Genomic DNA, 18282 nt, shown 5'->3' on the forward strand with positions numbered 1-18282 from the left:
GTCCTTAACCGTTGGTGTGAGGTCAGCCGTTGAAGAGCTTGATCGGGTTCACGATGTCGGCGATGACGAGCAGCACGCCCATCACCACGATCACACTGGCCGCGACGTACGCGATCGGCAGCAGCTTGGCCACGTCGACGTAGCCGGGGTCGGGCCGGTGGAGCAACTTGGCGAAGCCGCGCCGGATGCCTTCCCAGATCGCGCCGATCATGTGCCCGCCGTCCAGCGGCAGCAGCGGGATGAAGTTGAACAGGGCCAGGAACAGGTTCAGCGAGGCGAGCAGCGAGACCAGGAACGCGATCCGCTCACCGCCGGTCAGCGACTGGTTCGACGCGATCTCGCCGGCCACCCGGCTGGCGCCGACCACACTCATCGGGCTGTTCTCGTCGCGGGTGCCGCCGACGATCGACTTGGCCACGCCGACCAGCTTCTCCGGGAAGTTGCCGATCGCCTTCACCGTCGCGACGGTCAGCTCGCCCATCTTGCTGACGACGAAGCCGAAGTTCTGCCGCTCGAGCTTCATCTCCGGCGAGACGCCGAGGAACCCGACCGAGACGATCTTGTCCGACCCGGCCTGGTCGGGAACCTGGTTGACGATCGTCTTCGTCTGCAGGGTCTGCTGCTGACCGTTGCGCTCGACAACGATCACGGCCGGCTTGTCGGTGTTCGCCCGGATCAGCGGGGTGAGCTGGTCCCAGCTGGTGATCTGGGTGCCGTTGAACGAGACGATCTTGTCCCCGACCTGGAACCCGGCCGTCTTGGCGGGCGAGACCTGGTCCCCGGGCTCGCACTTGCGGTCGGCGGTCGCCTGCGATGCCGGGATCACGCAGTCGGTGACCGTGGCCACGCTCGTCTGCGCGACGTTGGCGCCGTACAGCATGAAGAGGCCGCCGAACAGCACGAAGGCGATCACGATGTTGACCATCGGCCCGGACGCCATCACGATCAGCTTCTTCCACCACACCTTCTGGTAGAAGAGCCGGCCGTCGTCCTCGGGCGCGACCGTCTCGTACTCCGCCGACCGCGCGTTCTCGACCATCGACTGGATCGGGCCGGTGTTGGCCCTGCGGACCTTCGTCGGGTCTTGTCCCTTCGACGGCGGCATCATCCCGATGATCCGGACGAAGCCGCCGGCCGGGATCAGCTTGAACCCGTACTCGGTCTCACCGCGCTTGGTGGACCACACCGTCCGGCCGAAGCCGACGAAGAACTGCGTCACCTTCATCCCGAAGGCCTTGGCGGGCACCATGTGGCCCATCTCGTGCAGCGCGACCGAGATCAGAATTCCGGCCACGAACAGCACAATGCCGACGAGGGTGAGAAGCGCGCTCATGCCTGGTTGGTCTCCTGTACGGCGGTCAGTTCGCGGGCCCGGGCACGGGCCCAGCCGTCCGCGGCGAGTACGTCGTCGATGGACAGTTCCTCATACGAGGGTACGTCGTGTTCGGTCACCACCCGGGCCACGGTGTCGACGATCGCGAGGAAGGGCAGCCGCCCATCCCGGAACGCCTGTACGCAGACCTCGTTCGCGGCGTTGAACACGGCCGGGGCGGTGCCGCCTCGGGTGCCGGCCTCACGGGCGAGCTGGACCGCCGGGAACGCGTCGTTGTCCAGCGGTTCGAATTCCCAGGTGCTCGCCGTGGTCCAGTCACAGGCCGGCGCAACGTCCGGAATCCGGTCAGGCCAGCCGAGCGCGAGCCCGATCGGCAACCGCATGTCGGGCGGCGAGGCCTGGACCATGGTCGAGCCGTCCACGAACTCGACCATCGAGTGCACGATCGACTGCGGGTGCACCACCACCTCGATCCGGCTCATCGGGAGCCCGTAGAGCAGGTGCGCCTCGATCACCTCGAGGCCCTTGTTCACCAGGTTGGCCGAGTTGATCGTGATCACCGGACCCATGTCCCAGGTCGGGTGGTTCATCGCCTGCGCCGGGGTGACGTCGGACATCTCGGCCCGGGTCCGGCCCCGGAACGGACCGCCGCTCGCGGTCACCACCAGGCGCCGTACCTCGTCGGCCGTCCCGCCGCGCAGGCACTGAGCGATCGCACTGTGCTCGGAGTCGACCGGCACGATCTGCCCGGGCTTGACCCGGCGGGTGACCAGCGGTCCGCCGATCACCAGCGACTCCTTGTTGGCGAGTGCGAGCGTCGTCCCCGCGTCCAGGGCGGTCAGCGTCGGCTGCAGCCCGACCGACCCGGTGATCGCGTTGAGAACCACGTCACACGGCATCGCCGCGAGCTCACTGGAGGCGTCCGGGCCGGTGATGATCTTGGGGATCTTGAACTCGCCCTGCGCGTACCCCTTGCGCTGCGCCTCGGCGTAGAACGCGAGCTGCAGGTCCTGGGCCACCGTGGCCTTCGCCACCGCGACCACCTGGACGCCGAACTCCAGCGCCTGCTCCGCCAGCAGCGCCACATTGTCGCCGCCCGCCGAGAGGGCGAGGACGCGGAACCGGTCGCGGTTACGGCCGATCAGCTCCAGCGCCTGCGTGCCGACCGAGCCGGTCGAGCCGAGGATGACGACGGTTCGCGGGTTCACGGCGCCATTGTCCCAGGTGTGCACCCATGGTGACGATCCGGTGCGTTCACGCGAGGTAGAGGCGCAGCGGGAGGCTCCCGAGGCGGATCTCGGCACCGTCGCCGACCATCGTTGCCTCGACCGGTACGCCGTTCACCCGGGTCCCGTTGGTCGAGCCGAGATCGCGCACCTCGTAGGTCATCGCGTCGATCCGGAGCAGCTCGGCGTGGTGTCTGCTCACCTCCGGATGGTCCAGGATCAGATCGCAGTCCGGCGCCCGCCCGATCCGCACCAGGTCCAGGAGTGGTACGACGTCCCCGTCCGCCCCCACAAGCACCGGCTGTGGCCCGGACTCCAGCGCCGACGCGATCTCGCCCAGGCCGGCGGTGTGGATCTCCAGCGAGACGATCAGATCGTCGCCCTTGTCCACATGCAGGTTGTGCTGAGCGCCGTACCCGACCAGCAGGTTGTCGTACTCGTCGATGACCACAGCGGACACGTGGTAGTAGCCGGGAGGCAGCTGTGCGTACGCCGCTCCGCCTAGGGCCGTGGTGAGCACCACAGCGTCGTACTCGCGGTGACTGACATCGGTGATCGTGATCAGCACCGGGTTGTTGGCGGTGAGATGTGCCTCGGCCCCGCTGTCGCCCGGGGTGAACTCGACTGTCAGCAGCGGCGCCGGCCGGGCCTCCTCGAGCCCGACCACCCGGTCGACGGCGGGGACTGTCCCAGTGGGGATGGACAGTGGGGCGTACTGACCGTGAGACCGCACGAGCAGGTTCAGCCGCGGTCCCAGCGAGCTGTCCTTGCTGCGTGCCAGCAGGAACGCACTCACCATGCCTTTGCCGAAGACGAAGGCAACGTCGCCCACCACGGCCCGCACGAATCCACTGATCGGCTCCATCGTCACCCCCGGCACATCAGTATCCCGGAACGACGACCCCGGTACGGCGCAACGCGGTGTGCCGCCGTGGTTTACCGTTGGCGACTGTGTCTGAAGCTGCCACCCACCCGACGACAGTGTTGATCATCGAGAACGACCCCGGGAGCGGTCCGGGCCGGTTGCTCGACTGGCTCGAGGAGCGGAGCCTCTCAGCGGTCGTCGTCCGCGCCTGGGACGGCGAGCCGATCCCGGCGAGCACCGACGGTCATGCCGCCCTGATCCTGCTCGGCGGCGCGATGCTGCCCGACGCGGACGCCGCCTCTCCGTGGCTCCCCGCCGAGCGGGAGTTGCTGCGCTCGACGACGGAGCAGGACCGGGTGCCGGTCCTCGGCATCTGTCTGGGCGCGCAACTGCTGGCGCACACGTTCGGCGGTGAGGTGCGGGGCAAGCACGGCCTTCCGGAGAAGGGCGTCACCGAGCTGACCCTGCTGCCCGGCGCCGAGGACGATCCGTTGCTCGCCGGCCTGCGGGCGAAGGTCCGGGCGATCGAGAGTCATCAGGATCAGATCACCCGCCTGCCAACCGATGCGGTGCTGCTGATGTCCAGCGAACGCTGCCCACATCAGATGCTGCGGATCGGCCGCAGCTGGGGTGTCCAGTTCCATCCCGAGGTCGGTGCCGAGCGGGTGCGGCGCTGGAGCGTCGACACGGTGCGCTCCATGGGCTTCAGCCCGGAAGACGTGATCGCGGAGGCCGATCGGTACGACGCCGAGCTGGAGCGGATCTGGTCCGAAGTGTTCGGCCGCTTCCTCGATCTCGCCGGACCTCGGGAACCTGCCGCGGCGCTACCTTTGGGGGCATGAGTCTGGAGCAGCCGCCGCCCGGTCATCGGGCATCTGACAACGACCGCGAGCGCGCCGCCGCCGTGGTCCAGGAAGCACACAGCGACGGGCGGTTGGACTTCGAGGAGCTGGACGAGCGGCTGACCCAGATCTACTCGGCGAAGACGCAGCTCGAACTGCGGAACGCGACGGCCGATCTGGTGCCGGTGCGGTCCGGCAACAACCGAGCCGAGATCGTCATCAAGGCGACGCACAGCTCGCAGAAGCGCGAGGGCGCGTGGCACGTGCCGGAGCGCGTGGTGACGCAGGCGAGGCACTCGTCGGTGCGGCTCGACTTCACCGACGCGGTGGTCCAGTGGCCTGAGGTCCAGGTGGCCGCCGACATCCAGCACAGCTCGATCGTGATGATCGTCCCGCAGGGCTGGTCGGTCACCATCGACGACGTCGACCTGCACGGCAGCTCGACCAAGAACAAGGCGACCGCGTCCGCCCCGAACGGCGTCCACCTCTACGTCACCGGCCGCGCGCGCCACAGCTCGGTGACAGTCCGGCATCCGCGGAAGCGGCACTGGTGGTGGCCCTGGTACCGGAAGTGATCCGGGAGCCCGTTGCGGCTAGCGTTCAGGCATGACCGTTTCGCTGGATCTCGTCGACGTCGACTCCCTGCTGACCGAGGAGGAGGTCGACGTCCGGGCGACCGCGCGGCGGTTCGCGGACGAGCGGTTGCGGCCGTCGTTGCCGGAGTGGTTCGAGTCGGCGTCGATTCCGGCGCGCGAACTGGCGAAGGAGCTGGGAGCGCTCGGCTTCCTCGGGATGCACCTGACCGGCTACGGGTGTGCCGGCCTCGGACCGGTCGCCTACGGGTTGGCGTGTCTGGAGATCGAGGCGGCGGACTCCGGGATGCGGTCGCTGGTGTCGGTGCAGGGGTCGCTGGCGATGTACGCGATCTGGAAGTACGGCAGCGAGGAGCAGAAGACCGAGTGGCTGCCGCGGATGTCCGCCGGTGAGGCGATCGGCTGCTTCGGGCTGACCGAGCCCGACTTCGGCTCGAACCCGGCCGGGATGCGCACCAACGCCCGCCGCGACGGCGACGACTGGGTGCTGAACGGCTCGAAGATGTGGATCACCAACGGTTCGGTGGCCGATGTCGCGGTGGTCTGGGCCCGGACGGACGACGGCGTGCGCGGCTTCGTCGTACCGACCTCGACGCCTGGGTTCTCGGCGCCGGAGATCACCCGGAAGATGTCGCTGCGGGCGTCGGTGACGTCGGAGTTGGTGCTCGAGGACGTCCGGCTGCCGGCGTCGGCTCAGCTGCCGGAAGCGCGCGGGCTGTCCGGCCCACTGGGCTGCCTGAACGAGGCCCGCTTCGGCATCATCTTCGGCGCGATGGGCGCGGCCCGGGACTGCTTGGAGACGGCGGTCGCGTACGCCGGCGAGCGCATCGTGTTCGACAAGCCGCTGTCGGCGTACCAGCTGACCCAGGCGAAGTTCGCCGACATGGCCGTCGAACTCAACAAGGGCATCCTGCTCGCCGTACACCTCGGCCGGCTGAAGGAGAAGGGCACGCTGCGCCCGGAACAGGTCTCCGTCGGCAAGCTCAACAACGTCCGCGAGGCGATCGCGATCGCGCGCGAATGCCGCACCATCCTGGCCGCGAACGGCATCAGCGGCGAGTACCCGATCATGCGGCACGCGAACAACCTCGAATCCGTCCTCACCTACGAAGGCACCTCCGAGGTCCACCAGCTCGTGATCGGCCAGGCGCTCACTGGCCAGGCCGCCTTCCGCTGACGGCTCGCGCATGATGCTCCCCCGGTCTGGGCACCGGGGGTGGGATCAGCTACTGCGAGTGTTCGGGAAGGAGCAGGTATGCGGATCGGGGCCGGAATCGCACTCATCGTGGCAGGGGCCATCATCGCCTTCGCCGTCCGCGACACGTCCGACACGCTGAACCTGACCGCCCTGGGGATCATCATCATGCTGGGTGGCGGCGCTGGAATCTGGTTGTCCTACCGCCTCGCCAACCGGCGCCGGCGCAGCGAAACGACTGTCATCGACCCGGAGGTGGAGAAGCAGTACCGCACCGAGCCGCCGCAGCAGGTCGCCGACGAGCCCATCGACGTCACTCCCACCCATCTGCGCGGAGACGACAGAGGCTTACGGTAGGGGTTCAAGACTGCCTGCGCGGACGGTGGCTTCATGGACCGCAATCGGGAATTACTCGAACGTCTGTGGCCTACGGACGACCAGCTCGCGCTGTCGGCCGAGGCGGAACACGAGCTGCGTGCCGACGACTACGTCCTGGAGATGCCGCAGTCGGGTGAGCGCATCGTCGGGCGGGACCGGATGCGGGCCATGCAGCAGGAGTATCCGGCGCCGCCGTCGATCCAGATCCTGCGCATCACCGGCGAAGGCGACCACTTCGTCGTCCTCGGCCGATCGGACTACGGCGGCGACATCTACTACGTCGCGAACGTCGTCGAGTTCCGCGACGGCCGGATCGCGCGCGAGACCCGCATCTACGGCGCCCCGTTCGAGGCGCCGGCCTGGAGAGCGAAGTACGCTACTTCGCCACCTCGGTAGCGCGGGACTCGCGGACCACCGTCACGCGGATCTGGCCGGGGTAGGTGAGCTCCTCCTCGACCTGCTTGGCGATGTCGCGCGCCATCACCTGGGCGGCGATGTCGTCGACCGCGTCCGGCAGCACCATCACCCGGATCTCCCGGCCGGCCTGCATCGCGAACACCTTCTCCACGCCGTCGTGGTGCATCGCGATCTCTTCCAGCCGTTCGAGCCGCTGCACGTACGCCTCCAGCGACTCGCGCCGCGCACCCGGCCGGCCTCCGCTGACCGCGTCCGCGGCCTGCGTCAGCACCGCCTCGACCGTGCGTACCTCGACCTCGTTGTGGTGCGCCTCGATGCAATGCACGACGTCGTCGTTCTCGCCGTACTTGCGGGCCAGCTCGGCGCCCACGATCGCGTGACTGCCCTCGGACTCGTGCGTCAGCGCCTTCCCGATGTCGTGCAGGAACGCACCGCGCTTGCAGAGCTTCGGATCCAGCCCGAGCTCGGCCGCCATCATCCCGGCGATGTGCGCGGACTCGATCAGATGCTTGAGCACGTTCTGCCCGTACGACGTCCGGTAGCGCAGCAGACCCATCGTCCGGACCAGCTCCGGGTGCAGGTCGGTGATCCCTACCTCCGCCATCGCGTCCTCGGCGGCCCGCTCGCACAGCTCGGCCACTTCGCCCCGGCTGCGTTCGTAGATCTCCTCGATCCGGCTCGGGTGGATCCGGCCGTCGAGCACCAGCGAGTCCAGGGTCAGTCTCGCGGTCTCCCGCCGTACGGGATCGAAGCAGGACAGCAGCACCGCTTCGGGGGTGTCGTCGATGATCAGGTTCACGCCGGTGGTCTGCTCGAACGACCGGATGTTGCGGCCCTCGCGGCCGATGATCCGGCCCTTCATGTCGTCGCTCGGCAGGTGCACGACCGACACGACCGACTCGCTGGTCTGCTCGGACGCCAGCCGCTGCACCGCGCCGGTGATGATCTTGCGTGCCTTCACCTCGCCCTCGTCGAGCGCCTGCCGCTCGATGTCGCGGACGATCGTGTGCGCGTGCCGCTTCGCCTCGGCCTCGATCGACGCGACCAGCTCGGCCCGCGCCTGCTCGGTGGTCAGGTTCGCGACGCCTTCCAGGATCCGGCGGCGCTCGTCCTCGAGATCCTTGATCTCGACCTTGCGCTGGTCGAGTACGGCGAGTTGCGCGGTCAGCTCGACCTGCCGTTCCTCGATCGAGCGGTGCTGCTCGTCGAGCCGCTCCTCGCGCTCGGTCAGCCGGTGATCACGACGCTCCATCTCCAGGCGCTGCTCGCGCAGATCGTCCCGGATCGACTGGGCCTCGGCCTCGGCTTCACGCCGTACGTCGGACGCCCGCTGCTCGGCCTCTCGCCGTACCTCCAGGGACCGGTCCTCGGCGGCGCGGCGGATCTCCTCGGCGCGCTGCTCGGCCGACTCCGCCCGAACCCGCAGTACGGCGGCCTCTTCCTCGGCCTGGCGCCGGACCAGCTCGGCCGCGGACTTGGCGCCGGCGGCGACGTGGGCAGCCTCGAGTTGGGCGCTGGCGGCGGCCGCTGAACTGTCGGCGGCTTTACGGCGAGAGAGGGTGAAGCCGATCCAGGCCAGCAATCCGGCGATCAGCAGTCCGATCAGGGTCAGCCCCAGGGAAGTCGCTGTTGGCAAGGCCGCGAGTGACATCGGCGTCTCCCCTCTCCTTCGAGTTCCGCCCAGGCGGAACTTTGGCGTCGGTCGAAGGGACTCGCCACTCGTACGGTCGAAGATACGGCTGAACGCACCACCGGCCTCCGGCGGTGCCTTGTCCTTCCGTTACGGCGCCACCGCCCACAACGCTGGTGCGTTCCGTGCGAGGCTGCGCAGTGTTCGCGCCGTCCGTTGCCGATCGTGGCCGCTGCCGGAGCTTTGTCTGGGTATGCGTCACCCAGGATCGCTGCTCATGGCCGCCACCGCCGGATCCGTCCGCCGCGGTGCCGTCTATCCGACGGCGCTGCGAGCCGCCGTCGTCCTTCCTTCAGCTCGGTCGAGCGTTTCGTGTCGTTTTCTCCGGCCGGTCAGCCGGATCAACCGGCCCGCCGGTGCTATATCCGCCACCGTCAGGTGGAGTGATCCCTTCCTGATTCCGAGGCTAGGCGTGCCCTACCACGCGGTCAAGACGGACACTCGCAGCCCCGGCCACCGATCACCGCGAGCACGAAGACCACTCTTCCCCGTCATCGCCGCCGCAAGACCACTAATCACATTGGTCTACTCCACAACAAGCTGCTCCCGGCACGCCACAGCCCGGGGCGACCTGTCGGAGTCGGCCGAAGGTTTCGGCGGTCGGTTCCGGATTCTGGCGGTCGTCCCGGATTCTCGAGCCTGGCGCGGATTCTGTTCCCGAGGTCGGCGCGGATTCTGTTCCCGAGGTCGGCTCGGACTCTGTTCTCGAGCTCGTCCCGGCTCCTGGAGGTCGGCTCGGACTCCGTTCTCGAGCTCGTTCGGCTCGGGCTACGGGCGCGGGCCGGGCAGTTCTCCCTCGGACTCCAGCGGCGGCTCGGTGCCGACGTCGGCCTGGCCGGTGGCGGTGCTGCCGGTGCCGGTGCCGCCGGCGCCGGCGCCTTCCGTGCCTGAGCCGACCGAGCTGTCCGGCTGGGACGCCGGGTCGGGAGTCTCTCCACCGACGACCTCGGCTTCCGGCGCACCGCCACCACCGGCGGACGCGACACCGCCCGCACCGGCTTCACTCGCCTGGTCCGCGGCGGACGGCGCTTCGGCGGAGGTGCCCTCGGACGCGTGGGAATCCACGAGGCCGCCGACCTTCTGCTGCACAGCGTCGACCTTCTCCGCGTACTTCCCGCCGGTCTGCTTGTCGACCAGGTCTCCGGCCTTCTCGACGCCGGCCTTGATCTTGTCCGGGTTCTGCTTGACGACATTCCGGAGCCAGTTCTTCGCCTGTTCCTGGAAATCGTTCATTGCACCCTCCGCGGTGTTCAGGGGCGGATCGACGGAAAATCCCCAGCCTACGGACCGGCCAAAACACCGGCCCTACTTCGGATAACACACCGTCACACCGCACCCGTCAACGCCCCTCGCCGCTCGCACCCCCTCCGATTGCCCTCACTCTCCGTCGTCACGCGCCCCCTCATGTCCTCCCGCGATGGAAAGCGCTGGGCCAGATGACGCTCTGACTGCTAACGTCTCGGCCGTCCGTGACACAACGCGAGGAGGTGAGGCCCCCATGGGCGCTCTCTTCGTTTTCACGGTTGGGCGACAGCTGTAGCTGTCGCCGGGAGCGCCTCGACCAACAGGCACTCCCGAAAGGCAACAGCCATGCATTTCATCGCGAAGACATCGTCGAACGGTGTCATCGAACGCAATTTCACGCTGGGCGACGTACCCGGCGTCCTCTGGTCACCCGCAGCCGGCGCCGCCGGTGCGCCTCTGATCCTGATGGGTCACCCAGGCGGCCTGCACAAGAAGGCTCCTGGACTCGTGGCCCGTGCTCACCACTACGTGACCACCTGCGGTTTCACCGTCGCCGCCATCGATGCACCCGGACATGGCGACCGGCCGCGTAATGCGCAGGACGAGCAGTGGGTCGCTGCCCTCCAGAATGCTCGGGCGGCCGGCGAGCCGATGGGCCCGATCATTGCCGAGTACAACATCTCACTGGCCGAGCGCCACGTCCCGGAATGGCAAGCCACTGTGGACGCCCTCCAGGCACTGCCCGAGCTCGGGCCCGAGACACCGATCGGCTACGGCGGCATGACGTTGGCCAGCGCGATCGGCCTTCCATTGATGGCGGTCGAACCCCGGATTGCCGCTGCGGTCGTCGGCGGGGTCTTCGTGTACGACGCTCTGACCGAGGCGGCGCGTCAGATCACCATCCCGATCCAGTTCCTGCTCCCGTGGGACGACGAGGAGATCGACCGCCAGACCGGTCTCGACTTGTTCGACGCGTTCGCCTCGAAGGAGAAGACACTCCACGCCAATACCGGCAGCCACCATCATGTGCCGTGGTTCGAGGTCGAAGACTCGGCCCGCTTCTACCTTCGCCACCTCGGTACGGATCGACCTGCTGACTAGGTCGCGTTGGCGTCGAGGTGCGCTTTCGCCAACGCCGGCCGCGCGAAGAGCAGCCACGCGTCGAGCAGTGCCTCGCTCAAGGCAGGCTCCGAGACCTGGTCCAGCTCGATGAGTACGGCGGCGTAGTTGTCGAAGTGCGGGATCGTGAAGAACCCGTCGGCGGCCCGAGCGGCGAGCAATGCTTCCTTCTCGCCGAGGTCCTCCACGCGGACCGCGAGGATCGGGCCGTCCGGCGGGGTCTCGTCGCCGAAACGCTTCAGATCGGCCTTGCTGAACGGGCGCTCCCACGCGTAACCCTTGCCGCCGACCGCCCACGTGCGGTTGCCGTGCCGCGTCGTCTGCTCGGTCTCCGGCAGCGCCGCGACCAGTCGCTCCACGTCATCCAGGGTCGCCATGCCGGTCACGCTACTCCGCCGACCAGGCCCCCGACTTGAACAAAAGGAGGTATCCCCACCGACTTCTCGCCGACACGACACGACGCGGCGGCGGGGTGGCGTGATCAGGCGATGGGGCGCCCAAGCACAACCTATTGCGCAGGTGAACGGATTCAGCCCCCGCGGTCAGTCCGGCTCCAGCCCAGACGGATCCAGCAGCGGAAGCTCCTCGTGGCCGGCGTCCAGCTCCTGCTTCACGATCGTCATCGCGAGGCCGCCGGGGTATCCCTTGCGTCCAAGCATCCCGAGCAGACGGCGCATCGCAACCTGCCGATCAAGCGAACGCATAGACCGCAACTTCCGCCGAACAAGAGCGCGAGCTGTCTCTTCCTCCTGCTCGGGATCGAGCTCATCCAGCGCGTCCCGCGCCAGCTCGTCATCCACACCCCGCCGGCGCAGCTCCTGAGCCAGTGCGCGCTTCCCCAAACCCCGCCCGCGATGCCGCGACTCGACCCACGCGTTGGCAAACGCAGCATCATCAATCAACCCGACCTCGGTAAACCGATCCAGCACCTCCTCGGCCACCTCATCCGGAATCTCACGCTCCGCCAAGAGATCCGCCAACTCAGCCCGAGTCCGCGGCTGCCCCGTCAACTTGTCCAGCAGAATCCCCCGAGCCACCACCCCCGGATCCTCCACCCCGTCCAACTCCGGATCCGCCACCCCCTCAGGCCCCTCCGCCCCACGTCGACTCCCCCGCCCGCCTCCAAAGCCCCGCCGCCCCACCGTCCGCCGCTGCCTTCTCTCCCCGCCCCCCGAACCCGCCCCCGAGTCAGCCTCCCGAGCCCTTCCGCCACCCCGAGGCTCCTGCGCACCCGCAGAGCCCACTGCCTGATCCCCCACACCCGCACCCGAGCCACCCCCAACCCGAGCGCCCTCACCACTACCCGCGGCACGCTCCTCCGCGGTACGCCCAGCGCGACCACCGCCCGAGAGACCTCCGCCATCCCCACCCGAAGCCCGCCCAGCCTGAGCACCACCACCTGATGCCCGTACCGCGCGACCACGCTCATCAGAAGGGTCTCCGGAGCGCGTACGCACAGCCTCGGCATCCCGGTCAGCCCCAGCACGCGGCGCATCACCGGCGTTGGCGCGCCCCGCCGCGCCGGTATCCGCCACAGCACCAGCGCGGGTGCCCGCGTCCCCGGCTCGGTCGGGGTCTTGCCCGGCGCCGAACTCATCGTCTCCGGTGCCCCAGGCACCAGACTTTCCTCCGGCGGCGGTTTCAGGTGCCCGACGTACGACGGCACCGGTGTCGGCCGAAGGTCCGGCAACCTCGTCAGCCGAGCCGTCTGCTGAGTCACCCCACGGATCGACGGTCCCTGCCTTGGAGCCACGACCACGAGAGCTACCCGGCGACTCGTCGACAGACGCGGTGTCATCTGAATCTGCCCACGGGTCCAGCGGGCGCGAGTCGCGGTTGCGGCTTGGTAGCTCGTCCTCGGCTGCGAAGGCTTGGGCAGCTGCCCGGGAGTCGGCCTTGCGTGCCGCGGCTTCAGCGACCTCGTCGTTCTCGGCGATTCGACGGATCGACCCTGCTCGGCGTCGGGGCGAGCCCGACCCCGGAAAGTCGTCGTCAGCCGAGACGTCGTCCGGATCGGCCCACGGATCAACACCCCTCGCCCCCGACCTACGGCCGCGGGTACGACGACCCTCGCCCGCAGAGCCACCGTCGCGCGGAGAACCGCCGGCGCGAGAGCCACCGTCACGCGGAGAACCGCCGACTCGAGAACCGCCGTCACCAGCCGAATCGCCGTCACGCGCGGAGGTGTGTGCAGCCTGATCGGGACCGTGTTGGGCGGAACCTCGGTTGGGCTGTGCGGAAGTGCCGGCAGGCCCGTTGGATGCAGCCAGACCCTCTGCCAGGAGCTTTCGCGCCAGGGCTAGGCGTTCTTCTTGGGGTAGGGACAGGGCCACGGGCGCAGCGTCGTCGGCCGGGGACCGGGGGACGCTGCCGCCCGCGGGGGGTCGATCAGAAGTCGACATCGACCTCGGCCGTGGCGGCCTCGTCGGCCGGCTGGTCCAGCGTCGGGCCGATGCCCATCTTCTCCTTGATCTTCTTCTCCAGCTCGTTGGCCAGATCGGGGTTGTCGCGCAGGAAGTTCCGCGCGTTCTCCCGACCCTGGCCGAGCTGGTCGCTCTCGTAGGTGAACCAGGCGCCGGCCTTGCGGACGAAGCCCTGCTCCACGCCGAGGTCGAGCAGGCTGCCCTCGCGGCTGATGCCCTGGCCGTAGATGATGTCGAACTCGGCCTGCTTGAACGGCGGGGCCACCTTGTTCTTCACGACCTTGACGCGGGTCCGGTTGCCGACCACGTCGGAACCGTCCTTCAGCGACTCGATCCGGCGCACGTCCAGCCGCACCGACGCGTAGAACTTCAGCGCCTTACCACCGGTCGTGGTCTCCGGCGAACCGAACATGACGCCGATCTTCTCGCGCAGCTGGTTGATGAAGATCGCGGTGGTGTTGGTCCCGCTGACCGCACCGGTCATCTTCCGCAGCGCCTGGCTCATCAGCCGCGCCTGTAGACCGACGTGGCTGTCACCCATCTCACCCTCGATCTCGGCCCGGGGCACCAGCGCGGCCACCGAGTCGATCACGACGATGTCGACCGCGCCGGAGCGGACCAGCATGTCGGCGATCTCCAGTGCCTGCTCACCGGAGTCCGGCTGCGAGACCAGCAGGGCGTCGGTGTCGACACCGAGCTTCTGCGCGTAGTCCGGGTCGAGCGCGTGCTCGGCGTCGATGAAGGCGGCGATGCCGCCGGCGCGCTGCGCGTTCGCCACCGCGTGCAGGGCGACCGTCGTCTTACCGGAGGATTCCGGGCCGTAGATCTCCACCACGCGACCGCGCGGCAGACCGCCGATCCCGAGCGCGATGTCGAGCGCGATCGACCCGGTCGGGATGACCTCGATCGGCGCGCGACCCTGCTCGCCCAGACGCATCACGGCGCCCTTGCCGCACTGCCGCTCGATCTGCGTCAGCGCGGTCGCAAGCGCCTTCTCGCGATCGGCCGCCGCGCGCTCCGCACTCGCTGCACCCGCCATGTGACTGCCACCTGACCCATCTGATATCGGGGCCGCTGTCCCAGCCGCCCGGAGAAACTTCGTGTCGCCAGAGAAGGTAAACGTCTCGTCGGACAGTTTTCGCCGCCACTTCGAATCTGTGGACAACTCGGCCGCCCGGCGCACCTTCAGGACACCAAACTATCCCGAACACGTGTTCGAATCGCAACTGACACGCCGAAGCTGTCCCGGCCACCATCCTGGACCGCCGGCTCCCTACCCTGGCGGGCGTGGCAGACCGTCCCGACGTCCCCGACTCCGCCGTCGTCCTAGCCCTCAGCCGGGTCGAGTTCGGCATCGATTCGGTCCTCGACGCGCTTCGTACCCAGGACCCGTTCGGCATCCGCAGCATCCTGGCCGACTACTCCGCCCAGGAGCAACCCAACCTGGCCGAGAAGGGCCTGATCCTGGCGGTCGACCAGCTACTGAGGATGAGAGTGCCCGGGCATGCCGAGTGGCCGACGCTGCCGCTGGCCAAGCGCTGCGACTGGTGGGTCGAGCGACTCGGCGGGTTCGCGGCCGTCGTCGCCGGTCTCCCCCGGATCACCGGTGCGGCCGCCGACCGGCTGCCGGTCAAGGACACCCTCGGCGCGGCCGTCCAGGCGATGGTGATCGGTGCGGTCTGCCGCGAGTACGGCGTCGAGGCGCATGCCGACCGTACGGCGGTGATGGCACGGGTACTGACGGACCGTCCGATCACTCCGGACGACGTACTCAAGTACGACGACCCGACAGCGGCGGGCCAGGATGTCGCGAAGCAACTGGGGCTCGGCGATGAGTCCGAGGAGGCAGGACTGCGCATGGGCGTCCGGATGGTGGGGCGGATCAGCAAGCTGTTCGGTGGGCTCGGTGAGGTCTTCGAGGACCGCCCGCGCGGCAGCATCGGTGCCCGGCTCGTCGGCAAGCTTCCCGGGGTCGGCGTGGTCGGTGGATTCTTCGACGAGCGCAAGGGCATCCGCAAGGCGGCGTACGAGACCGCGGAGTTGCTCAGCAGCAGTGCCTTCCGGGTCAAGCCGCTCTGACAAAACACTGGGGCCACAGCCGCGGTCCTGGGATGATCTCGGCATGACTGGGATCGTGATCGCACGACCGGACGACAGCTGGCCGGCGCAGTACGAGAAGATCGCGCACGCGGTCGGTGAGCTGCTCGGCGAGTTGGCTCAGCGGATCGACCACATCGGATCGACCTCAGTACCTGGCCTGCCCGCCAAGGACATCCTCGACATGCAGGTGACGGTCGGGACGGAGCCGGAGCTCGACGACGTGGCCGAGCGGATGGTGGCAGCGGACTGGGAGCTCCGCCCGCCCCGACGGGATCATCCCGTCCCCGGGTTGCCCGCCGACGACCTGCAGTGGGTGAAGCGCATGCTGCGCGAGCCGATGTACCGGCGGCGGGTGAACCTGCACGTCCGAGTCGCCGGTCGTGCGAACCAGCGGTACGCACTGCTCTTCCGCGACTATCTGCGCAGTCATCCGGCGACAGCACAGGCGTACGGCGCCTTCAAGCGCCAGGCCGCTGCACTGCAGGTCGACGTCGCGGACTACACCGACTTGAAGGACCCAGTTTGCGACCTGATCTACCTGCCCGCCGAAGAGTGGGCCGCGCGCACCGGCTGGACCACTTGAGCGATCTAGTGCCCGAGTGGGCAGCAGGACGCACGGTGAGCGCAGTACTACTGCGCGGTCGTTGACCCCGGTCTGCTGCAGCCAGCAGGCTGGATCCAGGGGCGCCGTGATCGGCCCGGCGTGCGGGCGGGCGTCCCTCTCAGGGGGCGTGGTTCGGGTGGCCGGAGCAGGACGGCTGGCGGCGTTGCCGTGCGGCAAGGTGTCCAAGTGGATCGTGCTGGCGCTGTGGATCGTCGCCGTGGCGGTGTGCTTCAGTCCGGCGGGCAAGCTGACCGGTGCGCAGGAGAACGACGCTGTCTCCTGGCTGCCCGGCAACGCGGAGTCCACCAAGGTCTTGAAGGAGTCCGCGCAGTTCTCGTCCCCTGACGAGATCCCGGCGGTGCTGGTGTACGAGCGCTCGTCCGGTATCACTCCCGCCGATCTGCAAGCAGTGGCAGGCCACGTCACGCAGTACGGCGAGCTGCCCGACGTCGACCGTGATGTCATCGGGCCGATCCCGTCCGAGGATCGCAAGGCACTACAGGTCCTCGTCCCGATCAACGCCGGGTCTGGCGGCTGGGAGACGATCGGTGCGCGCGCTGACGACATCAGGCGCATTGCCGCGGATCGCCCGGACGGACTGTCGTTCCACGTGACCGGGCCGGGCGGCTTCTCGGCCGACTCGCAGGAGGCCTTCGCAGGTATCGACGGCAAACTTCTGTACTCCGCTGCCGCCGTGGTGATCGTCATCCTGCTGCTGACGTACCGCAGCCCGGTGCTCTGGCTGCTGCCACTGCTGTCCGCAGGCGTCGCACTCTTCGCCGCACAGGCGGTGATCTACGTCTTGGCAACCCAGGCGAACCTGACCGTCAACGCACAGAGCGCAGGCATCCTCACAGTCCTGGTGTTCGGTGCTGGGACGGACTATGCCCTGCTTCTGATAGCTCGCTACCGCGAAGAACTCAGGAGGCATGAGGACAGACATGAGGCGATGGCGTTCGCGCTGCATCGGTCAGGTCCGGCAATCATTGCCTCTGGTTCCACCGTGGTGGCCGGCATGCTCTGTCTGCTGTTCGCGTCGATGAACTCCACGCGCGGGCTCGGTCCGGTCGCAGCGGTCGGCATCGTGATCGCACTGGTCGCCATGCTGACCCTGCTGCCCGCACTGCTCGTCATCTGTGGTCGCTGGGTGTTCTGGCCGCTGCGTCCGACGTACGGATCGGATGATCACACCGAGACGAGTGTCTGGGGTCGCATCGGCCGGCGGATCGCCGTACGTCCACGAGTCACCTGGATCACCACATCCGTCATCCTGGCCATCGCCGCACTCGGCACCTTGACACTCAACGCCAACGGCCTGTCCAACGAGGAGTCGTTCGTCGGTACGCCGGATTCCGTGGTCGGTGAGAAGGTCGTGGCAGCCCACTTCCCAGCGGGCGCCGGCAATCCACTGGTCGTAGTGAGCACGGCCGACAAGGCCGCCGAGGTCCGTACGGCGATGTCCTCGACGCAAGGTATTGCCGCAGTGGCGGAACCGCGGGTCGGCGGCGGACTGGCGTACCTCGAGGGGACGATGACCGACGCGGCGGACTCGCAGGCGGCGAAGGACACCGTGGATCGCGTACGGGCGTCGGTGCACGCGGTGCCGGGCGCCGACGCCCTGGTCGGTGGTGGTGCGGCGATCCTGCTCGACACACAGCGGGCGGCCGATCACGACAACAAGGTGATCATCCCGATCGTGCTCCTGGTGGTGCTGGCGATCCTCGCACTGTTGCTGCGGGCACTGGTCGCGCCGCTGATGCTGGTGGCAACGGTCGTGCTGTCGTTCGGCGCGGCGCTCGGGATCAGCTCACTGGTGTTCAAGGCGCTCGGGTTCGAGGGGGCCGACACGTCGCTGCCGTTGTTCGTCTTCGTGTTCTTGGTTGCCTTGGGCATCGACTACAACATCTTCCTGATGACGCGCGTGCACGAGGAGTCGAAGGCGCACGGCACCCGGCGCGGGGCGCTGATCGGCGTGGCGGCGACCGGTGGCGTGATCACCTCGGCGGGCCTCGTGCTGGCGGGAACGTTCGCCGTGCTGGCGACGCTGCCGGTGGTCGCGTTCGCGGAGATCGGGATCGCGGTCGCGCTCGGCGTGCTGCTCGACACCATCATCGTCCGCTCCGTGCTGGTCACGGCCCTGAACCTGGACATCGGCCGGCACCTGTGGTGGCCGAGCCAGTTGGCCAACAAGCGCGATCCCGAGCCGGCCGACAGCGTGCCCGAGAGCGAGTCGGCACTCACCAGCACCTAAC

General features: G+C 68.5%; 17 protein-coding genes. 9 read left to right on the forward strand and 8 right to left on the reverse strand.

Annotated elements, in window-relative coordinates:
• Positions 1–22: 22 nt before the first annotated feature.
• The 3 genes from ACXC9Q_RS24755 to ACXC9Q_RS24765 are packed head-to-tail and all read right to left on the reverse strand — an operon-like array spanning position 23 to position 3424.
• Complete coding sequence (locus ACXC9Q_RS24755) at positions 23–1333, reverse strand: M50 family metallopeptidase (RefSeq protein ID WP_457059043.1); 1311 nt, start codon at positions 1331–1333, stop codon at positions 23–25.
• Complete coding sequence (gene dxr / locus ACXC9Q_RS24760; protein ID WP_457059044.1) at positions 1330–2541, reverse strand: 1-deoxy-D-xylulose-5-phosphate reductoisomerase; 1212 nt, start codon at positions 2539–2541, stop codon at positions 1330–1332. Before dxr ends, ACXC9Q_RS24755 begins: the two co-directional genes overlap by 4 nt.
• Positions 2542–2587: 46 nt before the next feature.
• Positions 2588–3424, reverse strand: a complete 837-nt coding sequence (locus tag ACXC9Q_RS24765; protein ID WP_457059189.1) for an FHA domain-containing protein — start codon at positions 3422–3424, stop codon at positions 2588–2590.
• 86 nt (positions 3425–3510) lie between these two features.
• On the opposite strand from ACXC9Q_RS24765, the gene ACXC9Q_RS24770 reads away from it, so the two are divergent.
• The 5 genes from ACXC9Q_RS24770 to ACXC9Q_RS24790 all read left to right on the forward strand — a co-directional run bounded on the left by ACXC9Q_RS24770 (position 3511) and on the right by ACXC9Q_RS24790 (position 6828).
• A complete protein-coding gene (locus tag ACXC9Q_RS24770; RefSeq protein ID WP_457059045.1) occupies positions 3511–4266 on the forward strand; it encodes a type 1 glutamine amidotransferase in 756 nt (251 codons plus the stop codon).
• Complete coding sequence (locus ACXC9Q_RS24775; RefSeq protein WP_405065985.1) at positions 4263–4841, forward strand: DUF1707 SHOCT-like domain-containing protein; 579 nt, start codon at positions 4263–4265, stop codon at positions 4839–4841. Before ACXC9Q_RS24770 ends, ACXC9Q_RS24775 begins: the two co-directional genes overlap by 4 nt.
• A gap of 31 nt (positions 4842–4872) precedes the next feature.
• Positions 4873–6036, forward strand: a complete 1164-nt coding sequence (locus ACXC9Q_RS24780) for an acyl-CoA dehydrogenase family protein (RefSeq protein WP_457059046.1) — start codon at positions 4873–4875, stop codon at positions 6034–6036.
• 78 nt (positions 6037–6114) lie between these two features.
• Complete coding sequence (locus ACXC9Q_RS24785) at positions 6115–6411, forward strand: DUF6458 family protein (RefSeq protein ID WP_457059047.1); 297 nt, start codon at positions 6115–6117, stop codon at positions 6409–6411.
• Positions 6412–6444: 33 nt separating this feature from the next.
• The gene (locus tag ACXC9Q_RS24790) at positions 6445–6828 is read left to right on the forward strand and encodes a nuclear transport factor 2 family protein (protein ID WP_457059048.1); all 384 of its coding nucleotides are present in this window, start codon (positions 6445–6447) and stop codon (positions 6826–6828) included.
• Here the strand turns inward: ACXC9Q_RS24790 and rny are convergent.
• Together rny and ACXC9Q_RS24800 are read right to left on the reverse strand one after the other, a co-directional pair.
• Positions 6809–8500 (reverse strand): ribonuclease Y, encoded by a 1692-nt coding sequence (gene rny / locus ACXC9Q_RS24795; protein WP_457059049.1) that lies wholly within the window; start codon positions 8498–8500, stop codon positions 6809–6811. The genes ACXC9Q_RS24790 and rny overlap by 20 nt on opposite strands.
• 807 nt (positions 8501–9307) lie before the next feature.
• Positions 9308–9772, reverse strand: a complete 465-nt coding sequence (locus ACXC9Q_RS24800) for an antitoxin (RefSeq protein ID WP_457059050.1) — start codon at positions 9770–9772, stop codon at positions 9308–9310.
• Positions 9773–10129: 357 nt separating this feature from the next.
• Between ACXC9Q_RS24800 and ACXC9Q_RS24805 the strand changes: the two genes are divergently transcribed.
• Positions 10130–10885 (forward strand): alpha/beta hydrolase, encoded by a 756-nt coding sequence (locus ACXC9Q_RS24805; protein WP_457059051.1) that lies wholly within the window; start codon positions 10130–10132, stop codon positions 10883–10885.
• Here ACXC9Q_RS24805 and ACXC9Q_RS24810 read toward each other — a convergent pair.
• From ACXC9Q_RS24810 to recA, 3 genes are all read right to left on the reverse strand, one after another.
• Positions 10882–11280: an MmcQ/YjbR family DNA-binding protein gene (locus tag ACXC9Q_RS24810; protein WP_457059052.1), complete on the reverse strand. Its 399-nt coding sequence runs from the start codon at positions 11278–11280 to the stop codon at positions 10882–10884. The two genes, ACXC9Q_RS24805 and ACXC9Q_RS24810, sit on opposite strands and share 4 nt — an antisense overlap.
• Positions 11281–11445: 165 nt before the next feature.
• Complete coding sequence (locus ACXC9Q_RS24815) at positions 11446–13305, reverse strand: RecX family transcriptional regulator (protein WP_457059053.1); 1860 nt, start codon at positions 13303–13305, stop codon at positions 11446–11448.
• Entirely contained in the window at positions 13292–14365 is a 1074-nt protein-coding gene (gene recA, locus ACXC9Q_RS24820; RefSeq protein WP_457059054.1) for a recombinase RecA, read from the reverse strand. The genes ACXC9Q_RS24815 and recA overlap by 14 nt, the downstream gene beginning before the upstream one ends.
• 248 nt (positions 14366–14613) lie before the next feature.
• Here recA and ACXC9Q_RS24825 point away from each other — a divergent pair, with 248 nt between their 5' ends.
• From ACXC9Q_RS24825 to ACXC9Q_RS24835, 3 genes are all read left to right on the forward strand, one after another.
• A complete protein-coding gene (locus ACXC9Q_RS24825) occupies positions 14614–15405 on the forward strand; it encodes a hypothetical protein (RefSeq protein ID WP_457059055.1) in 792 nt (263 codons plus the stop codon).
• 43 nt (positions 15406–15448) lie between these two features.
• On the forward strand, positions 15449–16009 hold the full coding sequence (locus tag ACXC9Q_RS24830) for a GrpB family protein (RefSeq protein WP_457059056.1): 561 nt from the start codon (positions 15449–15451) through the stop codon (positions 16007–16009).
• Between the two features lie 157 nt (positions 16010–16166).
• Positions 16167–18281 (forward strand): MMPL family transporter, encoded by a 2115-nt coding sequence (locus tag ACXC9Q_RS24835; RefSeq protein ID WP_457059057.1) that lies wholly within the window; start codon positions 16167–16169, stop codon positions 18279–18281.
• The last annotated feature ends 1 nt before the right edge of the window (position 18282 follow it).

The sequence above is a fragment of the Kribbella sp. CWNU-51 genome (assembly GCF_054073265.1).

What these genes read in the sequence shown, in the direction of transcription:
- ACXC9Q_RS24755 (WP_457059043.1), bottom strand. Translation starts at nt 1,333, where the DNA reads ATGAGCGCGCTTCTCACCCTCGTCGGCATTGTGCTGTTCGTGGCCGGA.
- ACXC9Q_RS24765 (WP_457059189.1), bottom strand. Translation starts at nt 3,424, where the DNA reads ATGGAGCCGATCAGTGGATTCGTGCGGGCCGTGGTGGGCGACGTTGCC.
- ACXC9Q_RS24775 (WP_405065985.1), top strand. Translation starts at nt 4,263, where the DNA reads ATGAGTCTGGAGCAGCCGCCGCCCGGTCATCGGGCATCTGACAACGAC.
- ACXC9Q_RS24780 (WP_457059046.1), top strand. Translation starts at nt 4,873, where the DNA reads ATGACCGTTTCGCTGGATCTCGTCGACGTCGACTCCCTGCTGACCGAG.
- ACXC9Q_RS24785 (WP_457059047.1), top strand. Translation starts at nt 6,115, where the DNA reads ATGCGGATCGGGGCCGGAATCGCACTCATCGTGGCAGGGGCCATCATC.
- ACXC9Q_RS24790 (WP_457059048.1), top strand. Translation starts at nt 6,445, where the DNA reads ATGGACCGCAATCGGGAATTACTCGAACGTCTGTGGCCTACGGACGAC.
- rny (WP_457059049.1), bottom strand. Translation starts at nt 8,500, where the DNA reads ATGTCACTCGCGGCCTTGCCAACAGCGACTTCCCTGGGGCTGACCCTG.
- ACXC9Q_RS24800 (WP_457059050.1), bottom strand. Translation starts at nt 9,772, where the DNA reads ATGAACGATTTCCAGGAACAGGCGAAGAACTGGCTCCGGAATGTCGTC.
- ACXC9Q_RS24805 (WP_457059051.1), top strand. Translation starts at nt 10,130, where the DNA reads ATGCATTTCATCGCGAAGACATCGTCGAACGGTGTCATCGAACGCAAT.
- ACXC9Q_RS24810 (WP_457059052.1), bottom strand. Translation starts at nt 11,280, where the DNA reads ATGGCGACCCTGGATGACGTGGAGCGACTGGTCGCGGCGCTGCCGGAG.
- ACXC9Q_RS24815 (WP_457059053.1), bottom strand. Translation starts at nt 13,305, where the DNA reads ATGTCGACTTCTGATCGACCCCCCGCGGGCGGCAGCGTCCCCCGGTCC.
- recA (WP_457059054.1), bottom strand. Translation starts at nt 14,365, where the DNA reads ATGGCGGGTGCAGCGAGTGCGGAGCGCGCGGCGGCCGATCGCGAGAAG.
- ACXC9Q_RS24830 (WP_457059056.1), top strand. Translation starts at nt 15,449, where the DNA reads ATGACTGGGATCGTGATCGCACGACCGGACGACAGCTGGCCGGCGCAG.